Origin of the sequence: Cognatiyoonia sp. IB215182 (genome assembly GCF_033963905.1) — a bacterium.
GTDB lineage: Bacteria > Pseudomonadota > Alphaproteobacteria > Rhodobacterales > Rhodobacteraceae > Yoonia.
The window spans coordinates 87,468-108,448 of sequence record NZ_JAXBMB010000002.1 but is presented as its reverse complement, the minus strand read 5'-3'; the positions used below and the strand labels follow the sequence as shown (position 1 = coordinate 108,448).

At 57.6% G+C, this 20,981-nt stretch carries 19 protein-coding genes; 7 read left to right on the top strand and 12 right to left on the bottom strand.

The window, feature by feature from the left end; translation table 11 throughout:
• Positions 1–125 precede the first annotated feature (125 nt).
• Positions 126–1,835: a bifunctional sulfate adenylyltransferase/adenylylsulfate kinase gene (locus SLH47_RS04125; protein WP_320238097.1), complete on the top strand. Its 1,710-nt coding sequence runs from the start codon at positions 126–128 to the stop codon at positions 1,833–1,835.
• Positions 1,836–1,861: 26 nt separating this feature from the next.
• Here the strand turns inward: SLH47_RS04125 and SLH47_RS04120 are convergent, their stop codons facing one another.
• Entirely contained in the window at positions 1,862–2,086 is a 225-nt protein-coding gene (locus tag SLH47_RS04120) for a DUF1150 family protein (RefSeq protein ID WP_320238096.1), read from the bottom strand.
• Positions 2,087–2,089: 3 nt separating this feature from the next.
• Positions 2,090–2,503, bottom strand: a complete 414-nt coding sequence (locus tag SLH47_RS04115; RefSeq protein ID WP_320238095.1) for an Hsp20 family protein — start codon at positions 2,501–2,503, stop codon at positions 2,090–2,092.
• A gap of 169 nt (positions 2,504–2,672) precedes the next feature.
• Between SLH47_RS04115 and SLH47_RS04110 the strand changes: the two genes are divergently transcribed.
• The 3 genes from SLH47_RS04110 to SLH47_RS04100 are packed head-to-tail and all read left to right on the top strand — an operon-like array spanning position 2,673 to position 4,506.
• On the top strand, positions 2,673–2,891 hold the full coding sequence (locus SLH47_RS04110; protein ID WP_320238094.1) for a YdcH family protein: 219 nt from the start codon (positions 2,673–2,675) through the stop codon (positions 2,889–2,891).
• A gap of 60 nt (positions 2,892–2,951) precedes the next feature.
• Complete coding sequence (purE, locus tag SLH47_RS04105) at positions 2,952–3,443, top strand: 5-(carboxyamino)imidazole ribonucleotide mutase (protein WP_320238093.1); 492 nt, start codon at positions 2,952–2,954, stop codon at positions 3,441–3,443.
• Positions 3,436–4,506, top strand: a complete 1,071-nt coding sequence (locus SLH47_RS04100; protein WP_320238092.1) for a 5-(carboxyamino)imidazole ribonucleotide synthase — start codon at positions 3,436–3,438, stop codon at positions 4,504–4,506. The genes purE and SLH47_RS04100 overlap by 8 nt, the downstream gene beginning before the upstream one ends.
• On the opposite strand, the gene SLH47_RS04095 is transcribed toward SLH47_RS04100, so the two are convergent.
• From SLH47_RS04095 to SLH47_RS04070, 6 genes are all read right to left on the bottom strand, one after another.
• Positions 4,507–5,232 (bottom strand): alpha/beta hydrolase, encoded by a 726-nt coding sequence (locus SLH47_RS04095; RefSeq protein WP_320238091.1) that lies wholly within the window; start codon positions 5,230–5,232, stop codon positions 4,507–4,509.
• Between the two features lie 53 nt (positions 5,233–5,285).
• Positions 5,286–6,122 (bottom strand): DMT family transporter, encoded by an 837-nt coding sequence (locus SLH47_RS04090; RefSeq protein ID WP_320238090.1) that lies wholly within the window; start codon positions 6,120–6,122, stop codon positions 5,286–5,288.
• A gap of 152 nt (positions 6,123–6,274) precedes the next feature.
• Positions 6,275–7,210, bottom strand: coding sequence for an NAD(P)-dependent oxidoreductase (locus tag SLH47_RS04085; RefSeq protein ID WP_320238089.1), 936 nt, complete (start codon positions 7,208–7,210; stop codon positions 6,275–6,277).
• Positions 7,211–7,231: 21 nt separating this feature from the next.
• Complete coding sequence (locus SLH47_RS04080; protein WP_320238088.1) at positions 7,232–7,981, bottom strand: outer membrane protein; 750 nt, start codon at positions 7,979–7,981, stop codon at positions 7,232–7,234.
• A 139-nt stretch (positions 7,982–8,120) separates the two neighbouring features.
• Complete coding sequence (groL, locus tag SLH47_RS04075; RefSeq protein WP_320238086.1) at positions 8,121–9,767, bottom strand: chaperonin GroEL; 1,647 nt, start codon at positions 9,765–9,767, stop codon at positions 8,121–8,123.
• A 48-nt stretch (positions 9,768–9,815) separates the two neighbouring features.
• Entirely contained in the window at positions 9,816–10,100 is a 285-nt protein-coding gene (locus SLH47_RS04070; RefSeq protein WP_320238085.1) for a co-chaperone GroES, read from the bottom strand.
• Positions 10,101–10,478: 378 nt separating this feature from the next.
• On the opposite strand from SLH47_RS04070, the gene SLH47_RS04065 reads away from it, so the two are divergent.
• Positions 10,479–12,692 (top strand): hypothetical protein, encoded by a 2,214-nt coding sequence (locus SLH47_RS04065; RefSeq protein WP_320238083.1) that lies wholly within the window; start codon positions 10,479–10,481, stop codon positions 12,690–12,692.
• 86 nt (positions 12,693–12,778) lie between these two features.
• Here SLH47_RS04065 and ccoS read toward each other — a convergent pair whose 3' ends face one another.
• Genes ccoS through ccoG form a run of 4 tightly spaced genes read right to left on the bottom strand, consistent with a single transcriptional unit; the run spans position 12,779 to position 16,936 of the window.
• Positions 12,779–12,931: a cbb3-type cytochrome oxidase assembly protein CcoS gene (gene ccoS, locus SLH47_RS04060; RefSeq protein ID WP_320238082.1), complete on the bottom strand. Its 153-nt coding sequence runs from the start codon at positions 12,929–12,931 to the stop codon at positions 12,779–12,781.
• Positions 12,928–15,075: a heavy metal translocating P-type ATPase gene (locus SLH47_RS04055; RefSeq protein WP_320238081.1), complete on the bottom strand. Its 2,148-nt coding sequence runs from the start codon at positions 15,073–15,075 to the stop codon at positions 12,928–12,930. Before SLH47_RS04055 ends, ccoS begins: the two co-directional genes overlap by 4 nt.
• A complete protein-coding gene (locus tag SLH47_RS04050; RefSeq protein ID WP_320238080.1) occupies positions 15,072–15,524 on the bottom strand; it encodes a FixH family protein in 453 nt (150 codons plus the stop codon). The genes SLH47_RS04055 and SLH47_RS04050 overlap by 4 nt, the downstream gene beginning before the upstream one ends.
• Positions 15,524–16,936 carry a cytochrome c oxidase accessory protein CcoG gene (gene ccoG, locus SLH47_RS04045; RefSeq protein WP_320238079.1) on the bottom strand — a complete coding sequence of 471 codons (1,413 nt, stop codon included), beginning with the start codon at positions 16,934–16,936 and terminating at the stop codon, positions 15,524–15,526. The genes SLH47_RS04050 and ccoG overlap by 1 nt, the downstream gene beginning before the upstream one ends.
• A 310-nt stretch (positions 16,937–17,246) precedes the next feature.
• On the opposite strand from ccoG, the gene SLH47_RS04040 reads away from it, so the two are divergent.
• Both SLH47_RS04040 and SLH47_RS04035 read left to right on the top strand, forming a co-directional pair.
• Positions 17,247–19,685 (top strand): EAL domain-containing protein, encoded by a 2,439-nt coding sequence (locus tag SLH47_RS04040; protein WP_320238078.1) that lies wholly within the window; start codon positions 17,247–17,249, stop codon positions 19,683–19,685.
• 30 nt (positions 19,686–19,715) lie between these two features.
• Complete coding sequence (locus SLH47_RS04035; RefSeq protein WP_320238077.1) at positions 19,716–20,945, top strand: MFS transporter; 1,230 nt, start codon at positions 19,716–19,718, stop codon at positions 20,943–20,945.
• Positions 20,946–20,981 lie beyond the last annotated feature (36 nt).

Genomic DNA, 20,981 nt, shown 5'->3' with positions numbered 1-20,981 from the left:
GCGGTAAGTCCTCCTCCATGCGCGGAAATTTTCAGGTTGCGGTCCTTTTTTGTCGGGACCGCTAGACATTCGCCGCATCACGGGTCTATCAGCCAGCCAAAGTGATTTTATGAATTGAGTTGAGTATGGCCCAAGACCTCGCCCCGATCCCCGAACTCTATGTGTCTTATGACAGCGCGCAAAAGCTGAAGCTGGAAGCGGCGGACTTGATCAGCCACGATCTGACCCCGCGGCAGATCTGCGATTTGGAGCTTTTGATGAATGGCGGGTTCTTTCCGCTAAAAGGGTTCCTGTCAGAGGCGGATTACACCAGCGTCGTTGACAATATGCGCTTGGCTGACGGCACGTTGTGGCCAATGCCGGTCACGCTTGATGTGAATCCGGACTTTGCCGAAACGGTTGAGATGGGCCAAGACATCGCCCTGCGCGATCAGGAAGGTGTGATCCTGGCGACCATGACGGTCACTGACAAATGGACGCCTGACAAGTCCCACGAAGCCGCAAAGGTTTTTGGCGCGGATGATCAGGCCCATCCAGCGGTCAATTATCTGCACAATAAGGCGGGTTCGGTTTATCTGGGCGGTCCGATCACAGGCATTCAGCAGCCTGTGCATTATGATTTCCGAGCGCGTCGCGATACGCCGAACGAGTTGCGTGCCTATTTCCGCAAACTGGGCTGGCGCAAGGTTGTGGCCTTCCAGACCCGCAATCCGCTCCACCGCGCGCATCAGGAACTGACATTCCGCGCCGCGAAGGAGGCCCAAGCAAACCTGTTGATCCATCCTGTCGTGGGCATGACCAAGCCCGGTGATATCGACCATTTCACGCGGGTGCGCTGTTATGAGGCGGTGCTGGACCAATATCCGTCGTCAACCACCACAATGTCGCTCCTGAACCTCGCTATGCGCATGGCTGGTCCTCGCGAGGCGGTCTGGCATGGTCTTATTCGAAAGAACCATGGCTGCACCCATATGATCGTCGGGCGCGATCATGCGGGGCCGGGCAAGAACAGTCAGGGCGAGGATTTCTATGGCCCCTACGATGCGCAGGACCTGTTTCGCAAGCATCAGGAAGAAATGGGCATCGAAATGGTCGATTTTAAGCACATGGTCTATGTGCAAGATCGGGCTCAATACGAACCTGCGGATGAAATCCACGATAAGGACAATGTTACGATCCTGAATATCTCGGGTACAGAGCTGCGGCGTCGGTTGGCCGAAGGTCTGGAAATCCCCGAATGGTTTTCCTTTCCAGCCGTCGTTGCGGAACTGCGCAAGACACGCCCCCCGCGCGCGGAACAGGGTTTTACGGTTTTCTTCACCGGTTTTTCCGGTTCGGGCAAATCCACGATCGCCAACGCACTCATGGTCAAGCTGATGGAGATGGGCGGGCGGCCTGTGACACTGCTTGACGGGGATATCGTGCGCAAGAACCTGTCGTCAGAGCTCGGGTTCAGCAAGGAACACCGCGATCTGAACATTCGCCGGATCGGCTATGTTGCCTCAGAGATCACCAAGAACGGCGGGATTGCTATTTGCGCGCCAATTGCGCCCTACGCCACGACCCGTCGTGCGGTGCGTGAAGACATTGAGCAGTTTGGCGCATTCATTGAGATCCACGTTGCCACCTCGATCGAGGAATGCGAACGACGCGACCGCAAGGGCCTCTATAAGCTCGCGCGGGCGGGCAAGATCAAAGAATTTACGGGGATTTCAGACCCTTACGATGTGCCGGAGAACCCTGAATTGCGGTTGGAGACCGAAAGCGTGCCGGTCGACAATTGTGCGCATCAGGTGATCCTGAAACTGGAAAGTCTGGGTCTGATCAAGGCGTAAGGTGGGCTGACCCCACCTTACTTTTCTTAGTGTACCGTCACCGGCTGCATCTGGTTTTCACGGGCCAGATGAAAGGCCAGTTTGCGATTTGCGACCAGGGCCAATTGCTCACCCTCTGCGTTGTGTACGGCGAACAATTCTTCAAGGTCACCAACCTCGCTCTGCACCTCTGCGGGCAGGTCAGACACCTGAACGGGTTTGACGTAGACGATGTCCTGACCAAGTGTTTTAAGATCAATCTTCGTGTTCATACGTTACCCTTTCTTGATGTTTATTGTTTGCACGATCCGTTCCGGAACGGCGCGGGTCAGGTCCACATGCAGAAGGCCGTTTTCCATCATCGCCTCGCCCACGTCCACGCCGTCCGCCAGCACGAAAGAACGCTGGAACTGCCGTGCGGCAATGCCGCGATGCAGGAAGATGCGGCCTTCGCTGTCGTCCGTCTGCCGCCCTCGGATCACCAGAGAGCTGTCTTCCACGGTGATTGACAGATCACCTTCGGAAAACCCGGCCACGGCCAGCGTGATGCGGTACGAATTCTCGGACGTCTGTTCGATGTTATAGGGTGGATAGCCGTCATTCCCGCTTTTCGCGGTCCGCTCAACGAGGCGTTCAAGCTGCTCAAAACCCAACAGGAACGGATGCGTTCCCAAAGCCAATTTCGTCATAAGACATGCCCTTCTTGATAAGCGACTGTCGATTTTGGCCCCGTTTCGGCGACCTTCATAGAAAATATGGGGCGTTGACGAGGTCTGATCAAGAGGAAGTATTAGGAACTTGCCGTTAAAGCCCCTATTTATAAGAATATCAAAGTGACCAGAAGCGAGCGCGCCGCAGATGAACAAATCCGCGAGAATGGAACAGGACGAGGTCCTTCGTGTGAAGCTGGAGGTATTGCGCCGGGAGCACCGCGACTTGGATGAGGCGATTGACGCCCTGCATGACCGTGGCTCTGCCGATATGCTGACGATAAAACGGCTCAAAAAACAGAAGCTGGTGCTGAAGGACCGGATCGTCGCACTTGAAGATCGGTTGTTGCCAGACATCATCGCCTAAGGCGTTGCAGCCTGCCCGCGCGCGGCTATAGTGCCGCTTCATTTTGAAGTGGATACGCGCATGACCAAATCCCCGCCGGTTGGCATCATTATGGGCAGCCAATCCGATTGGCCCACAATGCGGGAAGCGGCAGATATTCTGCAGGAACTCGGCATTGATTATGAGAGCCGGATCGTCTCTGCCCATCGCACACCTGACCGGCTCTGGGATTACGGCAAGACGGCTGTTGAACGGGGCCTGCAAGTTATCATCGCAGGTGCAGGTGGGGCGGCGCATCTGCCGGGCATGATGGCGTCAAAGACGCGTATCCCGGTCATTGGAGTCCCGGTCCAGACCAAGGCACTAGCGGGCGTCGACAGCCTCTATTCCATCCTGCAGATGCCGCGCGGCTATCCGGTCGCCACAATGGCGATTGGCGCGGCGGGTGCCAAGAATGCGGGACTGATGGCCGCTGGCATATTGGCATTACAGGATGGCGATGTGGCCGTCCGGCTTGACGCGTGGCGCGCTGCACTATCGGCCTCAATCCCGGATGTTCCGCAAGATGACTGAGCCTTTGCCCGTCGGGGCGACGATTGGGATTTTGGGTGGCGGCCAATTGGGGCGCATGCTGTCGGTCGCGGCTTCGCGTCTGGGGCTGAAGACGCATATCTTTGAACCGGGCGCGGGTGCTCCAGCCGCGGATGTCGCGCATCAGGTGACGACGGCCAGCTACGACGATACCGATGCACTCAAAGCTTTTGGTCAAGCCGTCGATGTCATCACTTATGAGTTTGAAAACATCCCCACCAGCGCCCTTGATCTCTTGGAGGATCTGGCACCCATCCATCCGGGCCGCCCCGCGCTTGCCACCAGTCAGGACCGGCTGACCGAGAAGATTTTCTTGCAAGATCTGGGTCTGCAAACCGCACGCTTTGCGGATGTGGCATCGCTGGATGACTTGAACTGCGCAGTTAAGGATATCGGAACCCCGGCGATCCTGAAGACTCGCAGGCTGGGCTATGACGGCAAGGGGCAGGCGCGGATCATGTCCCTAGCAGATGCGGAGGTAGCCTTTGCCGCCATGGCTGGGGCACCTGCAATCCTCGAAGGTTTTGTCGAGTTCAGCCACGAGGTCTCGGTGATCGGCGCGCGCAATGCAGATGGTGAAGTTGCGTGCTACGACCCCGGCGAAAACGTGCACAAAGACGGTATCCTACGCACCACCACCGTGCCCGCAACGTTATCCGCAGCGCAGCGGACCGATGCGGTGCTGATCGCGGCTAAGATCCTCAACGCGCTCGATTATGTGGGTGTGATGGGGGTGGAGCTGTTTGTGACACCCAAGGGCCTGATCGTGAACGAGGTCGCCCCGCGTGTGCATAATTCAGGCCATTGGACGCAGAATGGCTGCACGATCTGCCAGTTCGAACAGCATATCCGCGCCGTGGCTGGCTGGCCTCTGGGGGATGGAACCCGGCACGCGGATGTTGTGATGGAGAACCTGATCGGCGACGATATCGACCGCATCCCCGACATTGCGGGCAGCGACGCCGCTATCCATCTCTACGGCAAAGCTGAGGCTCGCCCGGGCCGCAAGATGGGGCATGTTAACCGGATCATCCGGCCCGCCTGATCAGTCGGTATCAAAGATGACGTCGAGCAGCGTCAGTCCATGATTGAACTGCCCATCCCGCAGAAACAAGAGGGTTTCCTGGATCACCAGCGGGTTGTTCATCATGAAAGTGTGCGTGACAGGTAGGACAATGAAATCCTGCATCCCCTCAAGTCGTGCGGACGCAACCGAAACTTTGCCGTCATCAGGCCCTTCGATCAGGCTGGAATAGAAGGGGTTCAGTGTCCGATCGCCTGCGATAATGCCAATCTCATATGGGATGTTTTCAAGCGTGTTGGGCAGGCTGTCCGCATCGGTGCTTAGCTGCAGCCCCGCAGGCCCGTTCACCCATTGAAACGGTTCCAGATCACCAAAAAGATCAACGAGTTCCGATCCGCCATTGGGCGGCCCCAGCATGACCACGCGGCCCATCTGTTCGGGCCGGTTATTGGTCAGCCACGCACGCACAAGGATACCGCCCATGGAATGGGTGACGAAATTGACGCGCCTGTCACCGCAGGCGGCTACATCCTCGGCCACGTGCTGATCCACCAGTTCTTGAATTGTCGCACTTGTCGATGGATAGCCACGGTTGACCACCTTGTAGCCTTCGCTCTCAAGCACCAATTGCATTGGTGTCAGTGAAATCTCACTACGGGCAAGGCCATGAAACAGTACAACGCACTCATCAGCTGCTGCGGGGGCGGCTGCAAAAAGCGATAGAATGAGCGTTTGCAAAAGCTTCATGTCTCTGGATTTAGCATCGGTTTGTGGCGGCAAAAGACCCTCTGCAAAAGAACCTAACGTCGGGTGATTAATGATATGGCTATTCCGCCCAAAACCAGCGCGCCTGCAAGGAGCAGGCGGATGGTCATTTCTTCACCCAGTAAGATGACGCCGCCCGCAACCGCGATCACTGGCACACTGAGTTGGGCAATGCCAGCAAGTGTCGTGGGTAGTTCGGGCAAGACGCGGTACCACAACGCGTAACCCAGCCCGGATGTGATCGCGCCGGCCAAGATGGCCGTGGCCGCTCCAACAAGGCTGATGCTGTGATCTCCGCCGACCAGCAGGGTCAGGGCAACGAGCGGGAGGCACAACAGAAAATTGGTGGCTGTCGCACCCAATGGATCGGCCTCCGCCCGGCCCAGAAGGGTGTAGGCGGCCCAAGCGACGCCTGCCGCAACCATCGCGAGGGCACCTAAAACGGGGACGGCTGCAGAGCCTGTGGGCCACAGCAAAACGGCCAATCCAATCAATGCGATCACGGCCCCGATCCAGCGAAAGATGGGAATGGGCTGGCCCGAAATCACCGCCCAACCAAAGACAACTACTTGCAGCACGCCAAAAAGGATCAGTGCGCCCAGCCCTGCATCCAACGTCAGATAAGCCCAAGAGAAGCCGATCATATAGATGCCAAGCGCCAGCGCACCACCGATGCGCTTTGCGGCAAATAGGTTTGGTTTGGCCTGACTGCGTATGACCACCAGCCCCCACAGCATCGCAGCACCGGCCCCGGTGCGGATGACAGCAAAGTCAAAGGGGTCCATGCCGTAATTCGCAACGCCCACACGGTTGAGGAGCGAATTCGATGCGAAAGCGGTCATCGTCAGCGCCACGAGAAGGAAAAGGCGCATCCTACTTCTGACCAGCGGTGTGATGCCGATTGGTGGATTGAGATTTCACGCAATGCTCCTGAACCAGTTCAGCGTCCAGATAAGCGGCCTCTGACCCCTGTTTGCAAGAATGATGACGTAAAAATGACCATGCGTTGCAGAGCCAAAAACGCTCATCCATTGTCATAGGCGAAGGGAACCATCACGGCGGGGTCGGCGTCCGCGTGGCCTGCTGCAACGACCGCGCGTTGTTGCTTGCCCGCGATTTCCAAAATGGGCGCTTCAAGACCGAATGAGCGGACGACGCGCTGAAAGACATCGTTATCCTTGGCCACAGCTGACATGGCAAAGCCGACGCTTTGATCCTCTCCCAGAATCTTGGGTAAACGGTCCGCGATCATTGGCATGCCCGCAGGCCCGCCAGATAGGATCCGCATGGCGGTTTCCATGGGTAATCCCGCGCGTTTCGCCAGAGGCATCATATCGTTCAGCCCTGCGAAATAGGCCTGGATCATCCCGTTATTAATCACCTTCATGACGAGCCCTGTGCCAAGCGGCCCCACATGGAAGATGCGGTTCGAAATGGCGGTGAGTGTGGTCTGCGCGCGTGCCGCCGCATCCGCCGTACCCCCGATAAAGATGCCGCAAGACCCTGCGAGTACAAGCTCCGGCCCGCCCGAGATCGGGGCATCGACAGCCGTGGCACCTTTGGCGGCTATGGCTTCAATTCGGGTCTTGAGGATATCCGGGATCACTGTGCTTGTGTCGATGATCTGCTTGCTTGCCAGATCGTGTTCCAGAAGCTCATCGAGAACGGAGACGACAGCCGCGTCGTCAAGCAGGCTAAGGATCAGCGTATCGCTGACCGAGACTAGCGCGGCGATATCTGCGACGCTTTCCACCCCCTCCACGGCGCGGCCACTGCGGGTCCAGCCATGGACTTCATGGCCCTCTGTCGCGAAACGCCGGGCCATGGCGCTGCCCATCCGGCCCAATCCGATGATGCCGATGCGGTTCATGTGATCCTCCGTCTTGTCTCGGCGGAGTTGATACCGGATCGGCAGAAATGAAAAGGGCGGCCCATTTCGGACCGCCCTCTCAAAGCTCACCAAACTGAATTCTCAACTTGATCAGTTGAAGTAGTAGTTTACTCCAACCGAAAACAGGTCGGCATCAGAGCTGAAGGTGAAGATGTCATCTTCGTCGTTTTCGGCAACAACCTCTTCATCATCACCGCGGATGGCTGTGTATTCGAAAGTAGCCGCTAAGTTATCGGCGATGCGGTACTCGGCACCGATCCCTGCAATAAGAGCTGTCGAGCTATCGATGGAATCCGTGTAGCTGGTATCGCACTGCGCCGACCGGTCGCCTTCAAGTTGGGCCACACCGACCGCGCCGTAAATCAGGACGTCGTCGATCGCAAAGCCAATCCGACCACGAAGGGCCGCAATTGATGAAATCTCAGCTGAAATTGTGGTCGGGCTACAGAAATCAAATTCATATGACTCGTCGAATGACGACAATCCAACACTGATTTCGGGACCAAAGACCAGATTACCAGACTGGAAGTTGTAACCGCCCCGCAGTGCGGCCATGCCGGTCAAGCCGTCAACGCGACTATAGCCGTAGGTGGTGTTTTCATCAGAGTCGAAAACCTCAGTTTCAGCGGCACCGACAGACAGCGAGCCACCTGCGAAAGCACCAGACCAGTCCTGCGCTAAGGCGGCAGCAGGCAAAACTGCGACAGCGGCAGCGACGACGACGGACTTACCAAAACTCATTCTAATTTTCCTTATTTTAAGACAGATGATGCCGTAGAAGCTAAAAATTTGTCGAGAAAGCGAACGAATTGAGTCGTGCGAGAGGTTCTTTAATGGCACTACTTTAAGTCACCCGGAAACAAGAAGGGCGGTGCTGGTTGCACCGCCCTCAGTACTCTCGAATGGGCGCGTTCTCGGCATTTGCGATGCAAACGCCTGCCACGCGCTGGACGTGTTTGGGCGGAGCCCAAGCCACGTCTTACATCATGCCGCCCATGCCGCCCATGTCGGGCATGCCGCCGCCAGCAGCACCTGCGCCTTCCTTGGCGGGTTTGTCAGCAACCATGGCTTCGGTTGTGATTAGAAGACCAGCAACAGATGCAGCATCCTGCAGCGCCGTGCGCACAACTTTGGCAGGATCGATCACGCCGAAGGCGAACATGTCACCATATTCTTCGGTCTGTGCGTTGAAGCCAAAGGCCGCGTCGCTGCTTTCGCGGATCTTGCCAGCCACGACCGAGCCGTCAACGCCGGAGTTTTCAGCGATCTGGCGCAGTGGAGCCTCGATGGCCTTGCGGATGATGTTGATGCCAACGTCCTGATCGGAGTTCTCACCGCTCAGACCGTCCAGCGCTTTGCCACCCTGGACCAGGGCAACACCACCACCAACAACAACACCTTCCTGCACAGCAGCACGGGTTGCGTTCAGGGCGTCATCGACACGGTCCTTACGCTCTTTCACTTCCACTTCGGACATGCCGCCGACGCGGATCACGGCAACACCGCCAGCCAGCTTGGCCACACGTTCCTGCAGCTTTTCACGGTCGTAATCGGAAGTTGTTTCCTCGATCTGGCCGCGGATTTGGTTGACCCGTGCTTCGATCTCGGCCTTGTCGCCAGCACCGTCGACGATTGTGGTTTCGTCTTTGGTGATGTTGACGCGCTTGGCGGTGCCCAGCATGTCGATGGTGACGTTTTCAAGCTTCATGCCGAGGTCTTCGGAGATGACCTGACCACCGGTCAGGATCGCGATGTCCTGCAGCATGGCTTTGCGACGGTCGCCGAAGCCAGGAGCCTTCACAGCAGCGATTTTCAGACCACCGCGCAGCTTGTTGACCACGAGGGTCGCCAGCGCTTCGCCTTCGACGTCTTCTGCGATGATCAGCAGAGGCTTACCGGACTGGATCACCGACTCGAGCAGTGGAACCATTGGCTGCAGCGAGGACAGTTTCTTTTCGTGCAGCAGGATGATCGCGTCTTCCAGCTCTGTCGTCATCTTGTCAGCGTTGGTGACAAAGTAAGGCGACAGGTAACCGCGGTCGAACTGCATGCCTTCCACAACGTCGGTTTCGGTTTCGAGACCTTTGTTCTCTTCTACCGTGATAACGCCTTCGTTGCCAACCTTCTGCATCGCGTCAGAAATCTGCTTGCCGATTTCAGCTTCGCCGTTGGCAGAGATTGTACCGACCTGAGCCACTTCGTCGCTGTCCTTGACTTCGCGTGCAGCGGCTTTGATGGCTTCGACAACCTTGGTTGTTGCCAGATCGATGCCGCGCTTGAGGTCCATTGGGTTCATGCCAGCGGCAACCGACTTCATGCCTTCGCGCACAATCGCTTGTGCCAGAACAGTTGCAGTGGTTGTGCCGTCACCTGCTTCGTCATTGGTGCGCTGGGCCACTTCCTTGACCATTTGTGCGCCCATGTTTTCGAACTTGTCTTCCAGTTCGATTTCCTTGGCAACCGATACACCGTCTTTGGTGATGCGCGGTGCGCCGAAGGACTTGTCCAGCACCACGTTGCGGCCTTTGGGGCCTAGGGTCACTTTCACCGCATCGGCAAGAGTGTTCACACCTTTCAGCATGCGGTTGCGTGCATCGGTGTCGAATTTGACGTCTTTAGCAGCCATTTTCATGTGCTCCTTGAATTAGATAGAAATGAGGGTCGACAGATCGGCTTACATGATGCCGAGGATGTCGCTTTCCTTCATGATCAACAGTTCTTCGCCGTCGATTTTGACCTCTGTGCCGGACCATTTGCCGAATAGGATTTTGTCACCTGCTTTGACGGCCATCGGGATCAGCTCGCCGCTGTCCTTACGGGCACCTTCGCCAGTGCTGACGATCTCGCCTTCGGCTGGTTTTTCTTTGGCGCTGTCAGGAATGATCAGACCGCCCGCTGTCTTCTCGTCGCTTTCAATGCGACGGACGAGTACACGGTCGTGGAGTGGTGTAAATGCCATCTCGGAACGTCTCCAATATTTCGAGTTTCTCCCAGTTAGCACTCACCAGATGCGAGTGCTAATGGCGGGTAGGTAGGAAACGCGGCGCTGTGAGTCAACAGCCCCAATGCGAAGAATTTATGAAATCAGCCGTGTAGGCGATGTCGCAGTAGAAGCTGCCCGGCAAACGAGCCCTGAAACAGTTTTGAGACAGCGAAGCGGGTTATGGGCGGATCACGCCACTTCGCAAAAGCCATGCTTGCCTGGGATAATCGGGGATTGTACCGTTAAACATGTAGGAATTGCGTACTTATCAACCATTACGTTTACTTCACGCCGGGAGTAATGCTGTAAGCGTGCGCTCCGGGCATGACGCTAGCATTATGGCCGGAGGTATTCATGGCAACGTACACCGTCACCACCCTATCAGACGAAGCAATTGCAACCGGATTACCGATCGACCCGGTCCGCGAAGCCGAAGACGGCACGGGTCTGTCACTGCGCGAGGCCATTGAGCTGGCAAACGCGCTGGACGGCGCAGATGAGATCATCTTTCACCCCGATCTTGCCAATGGCCGGATCGCGCTGTCCGGTCAGGCGCTGCAGATCACCAGTGACGTTACAATTGACGGCGACGCCGCAGGAGACGGGACAGGACGTATTGTTCTTGACGGCAGCTTAAGGACCCGCGTTCTGGAGGTAGATGTCGGCACATCGGTGATTTCAAATGTCGATGTGACGCGCGGCGGCACCGACCCTATTTTCGGTTTTCCCATCGGCAATGGTGGCGGCGTCCGTATCGCTGAAGCGGCTGACCTGACACTTGAAGACGTCCGCATCTACCGCAATCAGGCATCCGATTTTTTCGGATCATTGGGCGGCGGCATTCTTAATGAAGGCACATTGCGGCTAATGGATGCAGAGGTCTTTGAAAACAGCGCTGGCTTCAGCCGTCAATCGTCGAGCGGTGGCGGAATTGCAAATACCGGCATGATTATCATTGAGGATACGCTGATCAGTGAAAACAGTGCGTCAGGGCGCATCAACGGCCCCGGCGGTGGTCTTTACAACACTGGAACGGCGCTGCTCACGAATGTGGTTTTCACAGGGAATTTCGGGTTTGAGGGCACCGCCATTGGTAATTTCGGCGACATGATTGTCAGCGGCGCAACGATTGCCGGCAACAACGGCAATTCTTTTTTTGGCACGCCAAACGCTGTATTGAACAACGGCGATCTGACTTTCATCCAGTCGACCATCACCGCGAACGACGGTGGAGAGATCAAAAACCGCGCCGAAGTGACCCTGATCAACAGTATCGTCGCCGAAGCACCCGGATGGATCGTGAATAAAGAAGGCCACAACATCATCGGCACAGCGCTCTTTGACGAAGACGTGTTGGTCAACCGGGTGCGTGCCGAGGATATCTTCGCCGCAATCGGTGCCGACGGGCGGCCGGTTCTGGAAGACAACGGTGGAGCGTTGCCGACGATTGCGCTCCGCTCGTCTGAGTTGAACCCGGCCCTGGATGCGGGCGACAGGGCGCTGGCTGTTGATGCCACCGGCGCCCCGCTAACCAATGATGGACGCGGTGCGGGTTTCACAAGGGACTTTGACCTGCCCTTTGTCGATGATGCTGCTGAGAGTTCCGTTGATCTGGGTGCATTCGAACTCCAGCTTGATCCGGTGGACACCTTCGTCTTCAACGAAACCGTGCTGCCTGTCCTCAGCTACGGTGGAAAGCAAGATCAGGGCACATTCGAGATCGGCCGCTTTGGCAACGTGCTGATCCAGACCGAAAATGCCTGGAACCATCTTCTGGTTGATTATGAAGTGACCGAAGACACGGTTCTCACCTTCAGTCTGGCAACTGAAGGACAGGCCGAAATCTACGGCATCGGCTTTGACAATGACGATACACCCGACACCGACACCTATTTCCAGCTTGGCGGCACCCAGCAGGGCTTTGGCATCCGGGATTTCAATGTCGGGCTGGATGGCAACACTGGCGCCCAGTTGTTCCGTATCCCGGTCGGTGAATACTTTACGGGGGACTTTGACCGTCTGGTATTCGTCACCGATCAGGATACGCCCAGCACCGGCGGGCAACAAGCAGCGGCCAGTTTTTGGTCGGGTGTCCAGCTGTTTGAAGACGGACCGCGCGTCAGACTGAATGGCGAATTGGAGAACATTCAGTCTTACGGACCCCCACAGGACAGGGGCAGCGTCGAGATCTTCGACAACGGGTTCACGGTCGTGCAGGATGCCAATTCCTGGAAGCAGCTCGATATCGACTACACCGTGACCGAAAACACGGTGCTGTCATTCGACTTCGCCGCGTTCAACGAAGGCGAGTTACACGCGATCGGTTTTGACAACGATGAAAGGCCCGACAGCGACACTTACTTCACCCTGCTTGGTACGCAGGATGGCTTTGGCATCCGTGACTTCTTCGATCCGTCTCTGCTTGATGGTAGTCCGGAGCGTATCGAGATCCCGGTTGGTGAATATTTCACAGGTGACTTCGACAGTCTCGTCTTGGCGACCGATCTGGATGCCGGTGGTCTTGCCGACAGCCTTTGGTCAAACATCACGTTATTTGAAATCGCATGAATGCGTTGGCTCTTGCGACGCCTGAAACGGTTTTGGGATAGGATAGGATCGGTCTACGTAGGAGGTCTCATTCTCGGCGCACGTAGCTACTTGGGCGGTTCGTCATCGTCTGAAAGGATGCGCCACGCATCACCTTCGAGATCTTCGTACTGGTTCGACTTGAGCGTCCACAAAAAAGCAGCCAAGCCAAGCCCGCCGAGGATCAGCGATATAGGGATCAACAGGACAAGAACGTTCATACCCGTCCCTTTAGCCGCAAAGCGTTCAAAAGAACAGTGATGGACGAGGCTGACATAGCAATTGACGCGATGAGCGGCGTGGCCAGACCCACCAGCGCGATAGGCACCGCGATGACATTATAGATGGTCGAGATGGTGAAGTTCTCGACAATGCGTGCCTTGGCAGCGCGAGCGATGGCGGGTAGCTCGATGAGTGGGGCGAGGCTGTCGTTCAAGAGGACGATATCCGAAGCCGCGCGCGAGGCGTCCGCTGCCGTGGCGGGTGAGACAGAGGCATAGGCCGCTGCCAGCGCACCCGTGTCGTTCAGCCCGTCGCCCACCATCAGCACATGCGCGCCTTTGGCGGTCAGGGCGTTGATATAGGCGATTTTGTCTTCGGGCTTTGTCGCTGCCCTCCAACTATCAATGCCCAGTTCTGCGGCGATGGTGCCTGTCTCGTCCGCGTCATCGCCAGAGACCAGATGCACCGCCAGTCCCATCTCTTGCCAATTTTGGACAAGCTCTGCAGCACCTTCCCGCAATTCAGACCGCAGAGTGATCTTCTGCGGTTTCCTGTCGCCGATCTGGATGTAAGTCCCGCGCCCCGCGCCGAGCCACGCGCCCGAGCCGAGGCGGACATTCTGGCCCTGATAGACAGCGCTCATCCCTTTGCCGGGATGCTCTTGTTGTCCGCTGATCTGCGCTGGCGCGACACCGTCGAGCGACGCGGCGATGGCTTGTGAGACCGGGTGGGTCGCATTTTGGGTGAGGGCCAAGGCGATGCCTTGCGTCTGTGCATCCAGCGTATCGCGTGCAGCAGCGGGCATGGTCAGCGTTCCGGTCTTGTCGAAGACGACCGTGTCGACCTCGGCCAAGCGTTCCAGCGCTGTGCCGTCTTTGACAAGCAGCCCAGCGCGAAACAGACGCCCCGCGGCGGTGGTTGAGACGGCAGGCACGGCAAGGCCCATAGCGCAAGGGCAGGTGATGATGAGGACGGCGACGGCGATGTTCAGTGACAGGCGGAAATCGCCGGAAAAAAGGATCCAGAAGATGAACGCGACCAGTGCCAGAAGATGCACAACCGGTGCATAGATCGCGGCTGCTCGGTCAGCTGCGGCGGTGTATTTGTTGCGCACGGCCTCGGCCTGATCGACCATCGTGACCATTTTGCGCAAGGTGGTGTCCGCGCCGACGGTCGCTGCGCGGATCGTCAGCGGGCCTGTCACATTGACCTCTCCTGCGGTGACCTGTGTGCCGACCTGCGCCGGGATTGCGCGGCTTTCGCCGGTCAGCAGGGACCGGTCGATCTCGCTCGTGCCTTCTGTGATCGTGCCATCCACCGGAATGCGTCCGCCCGGCAGGACCTGCACGAGATCGCCAATGGCCAGATCGCCGAAATCCACCATCTGCCGCACACCGTCGCGCAGGCGCATCACACGCGGGGCTTCCAATGCGGAGAGTTGTGCGGCGGCAGACGCGGCGGCCTTCCTGCTGCGATGGTCCAGATAGCGCCCGATCAGCAGGAAGAAGGTCAGCGTGACGGCAGCGTCAAAGTAGGAGTGCCGCCCGCCATAAAGCGTCTCATAAAGTGAGATGCCGGAGGCTAGGAGGATCGCCAGTGAAATCGGCACATCCATGTTTAGGCGGCCCGCTTTCAGCCCGCGCCAGCCGCTTTCGAAAAAGGGCTGGGCGGAATAGATCAGCGCCGGGATCGCGATGCAGGCCGTGATCCAATGGAACATATGCATCGTTGCACCCACCGCACCGGACCAGACCGCGACCGACAAGAGCATGATGTTCATATTGGCAAAGCCCGATACGGCCAGCCGCGTCAGCAGATTGCGGCCATAGGCGTCTGCTTCTGATCCCAGAAGGCTTGTGTCGAGCAGCCGCGCCTCGAACCCAGCCAGCTCCAGCGTGTCGATCATCGCCTCTGGTGAGACGGGCTGATTAGTCCCCACCGTGACCCGCTTCATCGACAGGTTCACGCGGGCATTGGCCACACCCTCCATACCGCGCAAGGCGCGCTCAACCCCATTGATACAGGCCACACAGTGGATACCGGGGAGCGACAGGACCACCTGATCCGTCCCGTTTGAGGCCGCTTTTTCAAGCTGGCCCTCGGGCAGGCCGATACAGGCCGGACAGGCGGTACTGTCGCTCATTCGGCGGTGAGCGGGAAGCGGCGGCGGAATTGGGTGCCGTCAGGGGCAAGGAGTTCAAGGCGCAGGTTCCAGTAGCCATCACCGGCAGTCACTGGTGCTGTCATCGCATGGCCGTTCCACGTAAAGGCCGGAACGGTGTCCTGTCCTGTATGGGTGGCCCGCCCGAAAGTGGCACGCGTGACCTCGGCCTGCACCGGATTGCCGTCTCTGTCAGTGATGGCGACGGTCAGCATGCCACCGGTTAGTGAGGCCGCAACATCCCAGCCCAACGCATCCTGCGCGGCACGATTGGCTTCAAACTGCTGGCTGGCGAGGTAGGCGCTGCGCGTTTCCACCCCGGGAAAGGTGGCCACGGCGTTGTAGGCAAGGGTTAGGTTGACGGCGACGATAATGCCGAAACCGCCCAGCATCAGTGCCAGCATATGCCAGCCGGTAAACTCACGGGTCATTATTGGGCCCTCCCATTGAAAATGGCGTCTTTGTGCGCGCGCTCGCCCGAGACGAGGTCTTCGACCCAGAACCGCAGATCGACCCGGTCCATGCTTGCCGCCGGATCTCCGGGCCGGGCGGAGACATAGACGCGCTGCAGATAGGTCTCATTGGCGGGCACGTTGATGCTGCGCAGGGCTGTGCCCTCAAGGTCGATGCGCAGGATTTCGTCGGAGCGGAGCGAGAGGTGGAATTCCCGATCTTCGCCATGTTTGTTAAGCAGGCGAATGTCGTAAATGTTGCGGATCGTGCCATCCGACAGGGTGACAAATGTCGGGTTGCGCACGGCGGCCACGGTCATTTCGATATCGGCCCGGATGAAGAGCGCGAAGACGAGGCCAATTCCAATCAGACCCCACAAGGTCGTGTAGAGCATGGTGCGGAAACGGAAAACATGCTGCCAGATCGGCTTGGGTGGTTTGCCGTTCGCCTCAGCCTCTTGATCCGAAAGGGCGAGGTAGTCGATCAGGCCGCGCGGCTTGCCGATCTTTTCCATCACGTCATCGCAGGCATCAATGCAAAGCGCGCAGGTGATGCATTCCATCTGTTGGCCGTCGCGGATGTCGATGCCGGCGGGGCAGACATTCACGCAGGCCATGCAATCGATGCAGTCACCTTCCTTGTTTTCATGCTTCTTGCCGCGCGGCTCCCCCCGCCATTCGCGATAAGCGACGGTCAGCGTTTCGGGATCCATCATCGCTGCCTGAATGCGCGGCCAGGGGCACATGTAGTTGCAGACCTGTTCACGCATGAAGCCGCCGAAAATGAACGTGGTGGCGGTCAGGATACCGATTGTTGCCCAGGCAACGTAGGGCGCCTGCAAAGTCACGAGGTTGTAGGCGAGCGTTGGTGCATCGGCAAAATAGAACACCCAGGCCCCGCCTGTCGCCACAGCGATCAGCAACCAGACGATCCATTTGACCACCCGCAACCTGATCTTGCGCGGCGTCCATTTTTCGTTCCAAAGCCGAACCCGCGCGTTCCTGTCGCCCTCAATCCAGCGTTCGACAAGGATGAAGAGATCGGTCCAGACCGTCTGTGGACAGGTATAGCCACACCAGACCCGGCCAAGCGCGGATGTGAACAGGAAAAGGCCGAGGCCCGCCATGATCAGAAGGCCTGCGACAAAGTAGAACTCGTGCGGCCAGATCTCGATCCAGAAGAAGTAGAACCGCCGGTTGGCCAGATCGACCAGCACCGCCTGATCAGGCAGGTTCGGGCCACGGTCCCAGCGAATCCAGGGGGTGAAGTAATAGATGCCCAGCGTCACCACCATCACCCACCATTTCAGGTTTCGGTAGAAGCCCTTGACCCTGCGCGGGAAAATCGGCTCACGCGGGGCGTAAAGGGGTTGGTTCTCGGTCGATGACATCGGGGACCTGCAAGGATGACACTCTGTTCGCAGGATCGGTTTTATCTGGTCTGACAATGCCTTCCTTGATGTGGATCAAAACTGAATTCTGCCGAACCCTTGCGCGAAGGATGTCGTTGGTGGGTTGTCCAAAAGTTGTGCGGAGCGCCGAAAATTTGTGGCATCACTGCCGGTTCAAAGATGCCCTTGGGGCAGGGAGCGCATTTGTTGCCGCAATTTGATGCCGCGTTAACCTTTGTAATGCATCCCTATGCTAGCCTTGGTCGGAAGAAGTTTGCGAATGCGCAGGCTGCAATGACCAGGACGGGACGTGTACGACACCGCAGAGATGCTTTCGCAAGACGATTGCAGGATGCTTTCCCTGCTGACGCAGCCTGTGGCTGTGGTTGATCGCTATGGCGTGATCGTCGCCTGTAATCCGGCTTTTCGTGATTGCGTCGACCTGCCTGAAACAAACGGACTTGGGGCGCCTCTGGCGGAATTGACGACCCCAGATGTGTGGTCGGACTGCCTGGAATATCTGCGTCAATGGCCTCGAAAGTGTGCGGAACATGATGCCGCCCCCTTTACGACGACAATCCGGATTGCTGGCCAGGTGATGCAGATGTCGCTGGCGCCCATGCGCCCTGCCGATCCCACAGCGGGTTTCCTCTGTCAGCTTGAAAGGACAACTCGGCCGGAAGATGCACGTCTTGCGTACCTGATGGAACATCTTGACCAGGGTGTGTGGGATTATGATGTGCCTTCCGGAACCATCACCGTTTCGAAGAAATGGCGCGACATTCGTGGGATTGGACTGGATGTTGATCTGAACGCGCCAGGTCGGCGCTGGAAGGACAACACTCATTCAGTTGACCGGATCACGTTGCAAAACACCTTCGACGAACAGGTCAGGGGTGAGCGGCGCAGCATTAGCGTCCGGTACCGCTATCGCCATATGCAGGGGCATTGGATCTGGGTCTTGTGCCGCGCCAAAGTCGTGGAAAACGACAAAAACGGCAGACCGCTGCGGATTGTGGGCACCGATACCGATGTCACTATCCTGCGTCAACGCGACAGCGATATGCAGCAACTGACGAATAAGCTGCAACTGGCCATCGATGCCTCGGGGATCGGCGTTTGGGAATATGATCGCGCCAAGGATGAAGTCCATTGGGACGACCGTATGCTTGAGATCTACGGGATCACTGACGGCCAGAACCTGCGGCGCGGCGATATGTGGGAAACCTATCTGCATCCCGATGATCTGGATGATGCCCGTGCCTATTCCGCGCATTGTCAGAAACACGGGCTCGATTTCCGGCGCGACTTTCGCATCGTGCGCCCAAACGGTGAGGTTCGTCATATTCGCAGCCTGGCCGGTTATGTGGCGCGTGATGCGCATCAGGCCAAGCTGATCGGTGTCAACATCGATGTGACCGAAGACTACGAACGCAGCGCACAGCTTGAGGCGGCGCGGGCGCAGCTTGAATACGACTCGCGCCACGACGCTCTGACCGGTTTGGCCAACAGGCGTCTCCTGGATGAACGTATGGACCAGCTATGCCAGCGCGCGACCTCTGATTGTCGCTGCGCAGTGCTGCATCTGGATTTGGATTTCTTCAAACAGATCAACGACACGCTGGGCCATCTGGCTGGCGATGCGGTGCTGATCCATGTCGCAGAGACATTGCAGGGCCTGGTCAATGAAGAGGGGCTGGTTTGCCGCACGGGCGGCGATGAGTTTGTGGTTCTTTTCGAAGAGGCGCCAGATGCCGAGCGGATGCACGCCCTTTGCAAGGCGATTATGACTGCATTTGAGCAGCCATTTTACTTTGAGGGTCATCACTGCGCCTTTGGCGTCAGCATTGGTTGTGCATTTGGCGATGGATCAAATGCCGACTGCTCTGACATGTTCGCTCAGGCCGATACGGCGCTTTATGCGGCCAAACAGGCGGGGCGCGGGCGTTATCACTTCTATTCCGATGAAACCAAGCCGTCGGTTGCACCTGACGGGCAGTCACGGCAGGACTTGCTTGACGCCCTGATGCGCGGTGAAATCCTGTGTTACTTTCAGCCGCAATTCGATGCCAAGACCAATGAGCTTGCGGGGGCAGAGGCGTTGGTGCGCTGGAATTGCCCGCGCCGCGGCTTGCTGAAGCCAGATGCGTTTATGCCCGATGCCATCAAACTGGGCGTGGCAGACCGCATCGACGCCTATGTCTTTGAGCAGGTCATAGCCCTGCAATCAGAATGGGTTGCGAAGGGGCTCCCATTTCCGTTGATCGCAATGAATGTCTCGCCCGACCGGCTGAACAATGCGTTGATGCTGGATCATGTGCGCAGCCTGATCAAGCCGCACCACAAGATTGCATTTGAACTGCTTGAGACGGCTTTTCTCGATGAGATGACGCCGGACCAGATAAGGCGCCTTACCGACCTTCGCACCTTCGGGGTCGGGATTGATCTTGATGATTTCGGATCGGGGCATTCATCAGTAGCGGCCATGCAGGCGATTGGGCCTGACCGGATCAAAATCGATCAAAGCCTTGTTGCCCCGATCGCCGCGCGGCCGGAACAGATTAAGACATTACAGCTTTTGTCCCAAATGGCCCGCCTGGAAAATCTGCAGATTGTGGTCGAAGGGTTGGATGCCGCCGGCCATCTGAACGCCATTGCAGACGTTGATTGTGACCTTCTGCAAGGGTTCGCGCTGTCGAAACCCTTGCCGGTTGCGGAGTTTGAGGCGCTTTTGCATCCCCTCTCGTAATTGCCGCGTGACAGGCGTATTGCTGACGCCATGAAGATCGTTCGCCTTGAAGATGCTCACCAATTGCCGCTTTGGCGCAGGCCCACATCACTTTTGTTTGTGATGGCGATGGCGATGCCCGTGGCCTTTGCTACGTGGTCAGCGCTGTTGAACAACTTCGTCATTGAGGTGGCAGGGTTCGATGGTTCGGACATCGGCTGGTTGCACACGGTGCGCGAGATCCCGGGCTTCTTTGCCATCGGTGTGATTGCGTTGATCATGTTCATCCGCGAACAGGTTTTGGGTCTCGTCGCGCTGATTATGCTGGGCGCGGCGACTGCTGTGACCGCGCAATTCCCGCAAATGGGGGGCATTCTGGTTGTGACCATGCTGTCCTCAATCGGGTTTCACTACTACGAGACAGTCAACCAATCGCTGCAATTGCAGTGGATCGACAAGAAAAAGGCACCACAGACCCTGGGCTGGATCCTCTCCGCCGGGTCGGCGGCGACACTAATCGTATATCTTTTGATCGTTCTGACGTGGGAGCCGCTGGGGCTCAGCTTTAGTGCCGTCTACTGGCTGTCGGGCGGCTTTACGGCTGTGGTCGCAACGATCTGCCTGCTGGCCTATCCGCAGTTTGAGGCACCGCACCCGCAGGTCAAAAAGATGGTCCTGCGCAAGCGCTATTGGCTTTATTATGCGCTGCAATTCATGTCAGGCGCGCGCCGGCAGATCTTTGTCGTCTTCGCGGGCTTCATGATGGTGGAGCAATTCGGCTTTGCCGTCGACGATATCACCAAGCTTTTCATGGTCACGCTGCTGGTTAACATGCTCGCCGCCCCGCTTCTAGGGCGGCTGGTGCAGGTGTTTGGCGAGCGTCGCGCGCTGATCTTCGAATATGTTGGCCTCTGTGGGGTCTTTTTCGCTTATGGTGGCATCTACTACTTCGGCTGGGGTGTGATGCTGGCAACAGCCCTTTACATCATCAATCACATTTTCTTCAGCCTGGCATTGGCGATCAAAACCTATTTTCAGAAGATCGCTGATCCGCAGGACATCGCGCCGACCGCCGCTGTGGCGTTCACCATCAATCACATTGCCGCCGTGTTCCTACCCGCAGTGCTGGGCTATATCTGGCTACAATCGCCGGGCCTTGTGTTCCTGATTGCGGCTGGGATGGCCATAGTCTCGCTTCTGTTGTCACTACTGATCCCGCGCCACCCTGAGCCTGGGCATGAGACGGTGTTTCAAGGGCGTTTGGTCGCGGCGGCAGAGTAGAAACGAACCACTTCGATCCTATATCAGACTTAATCG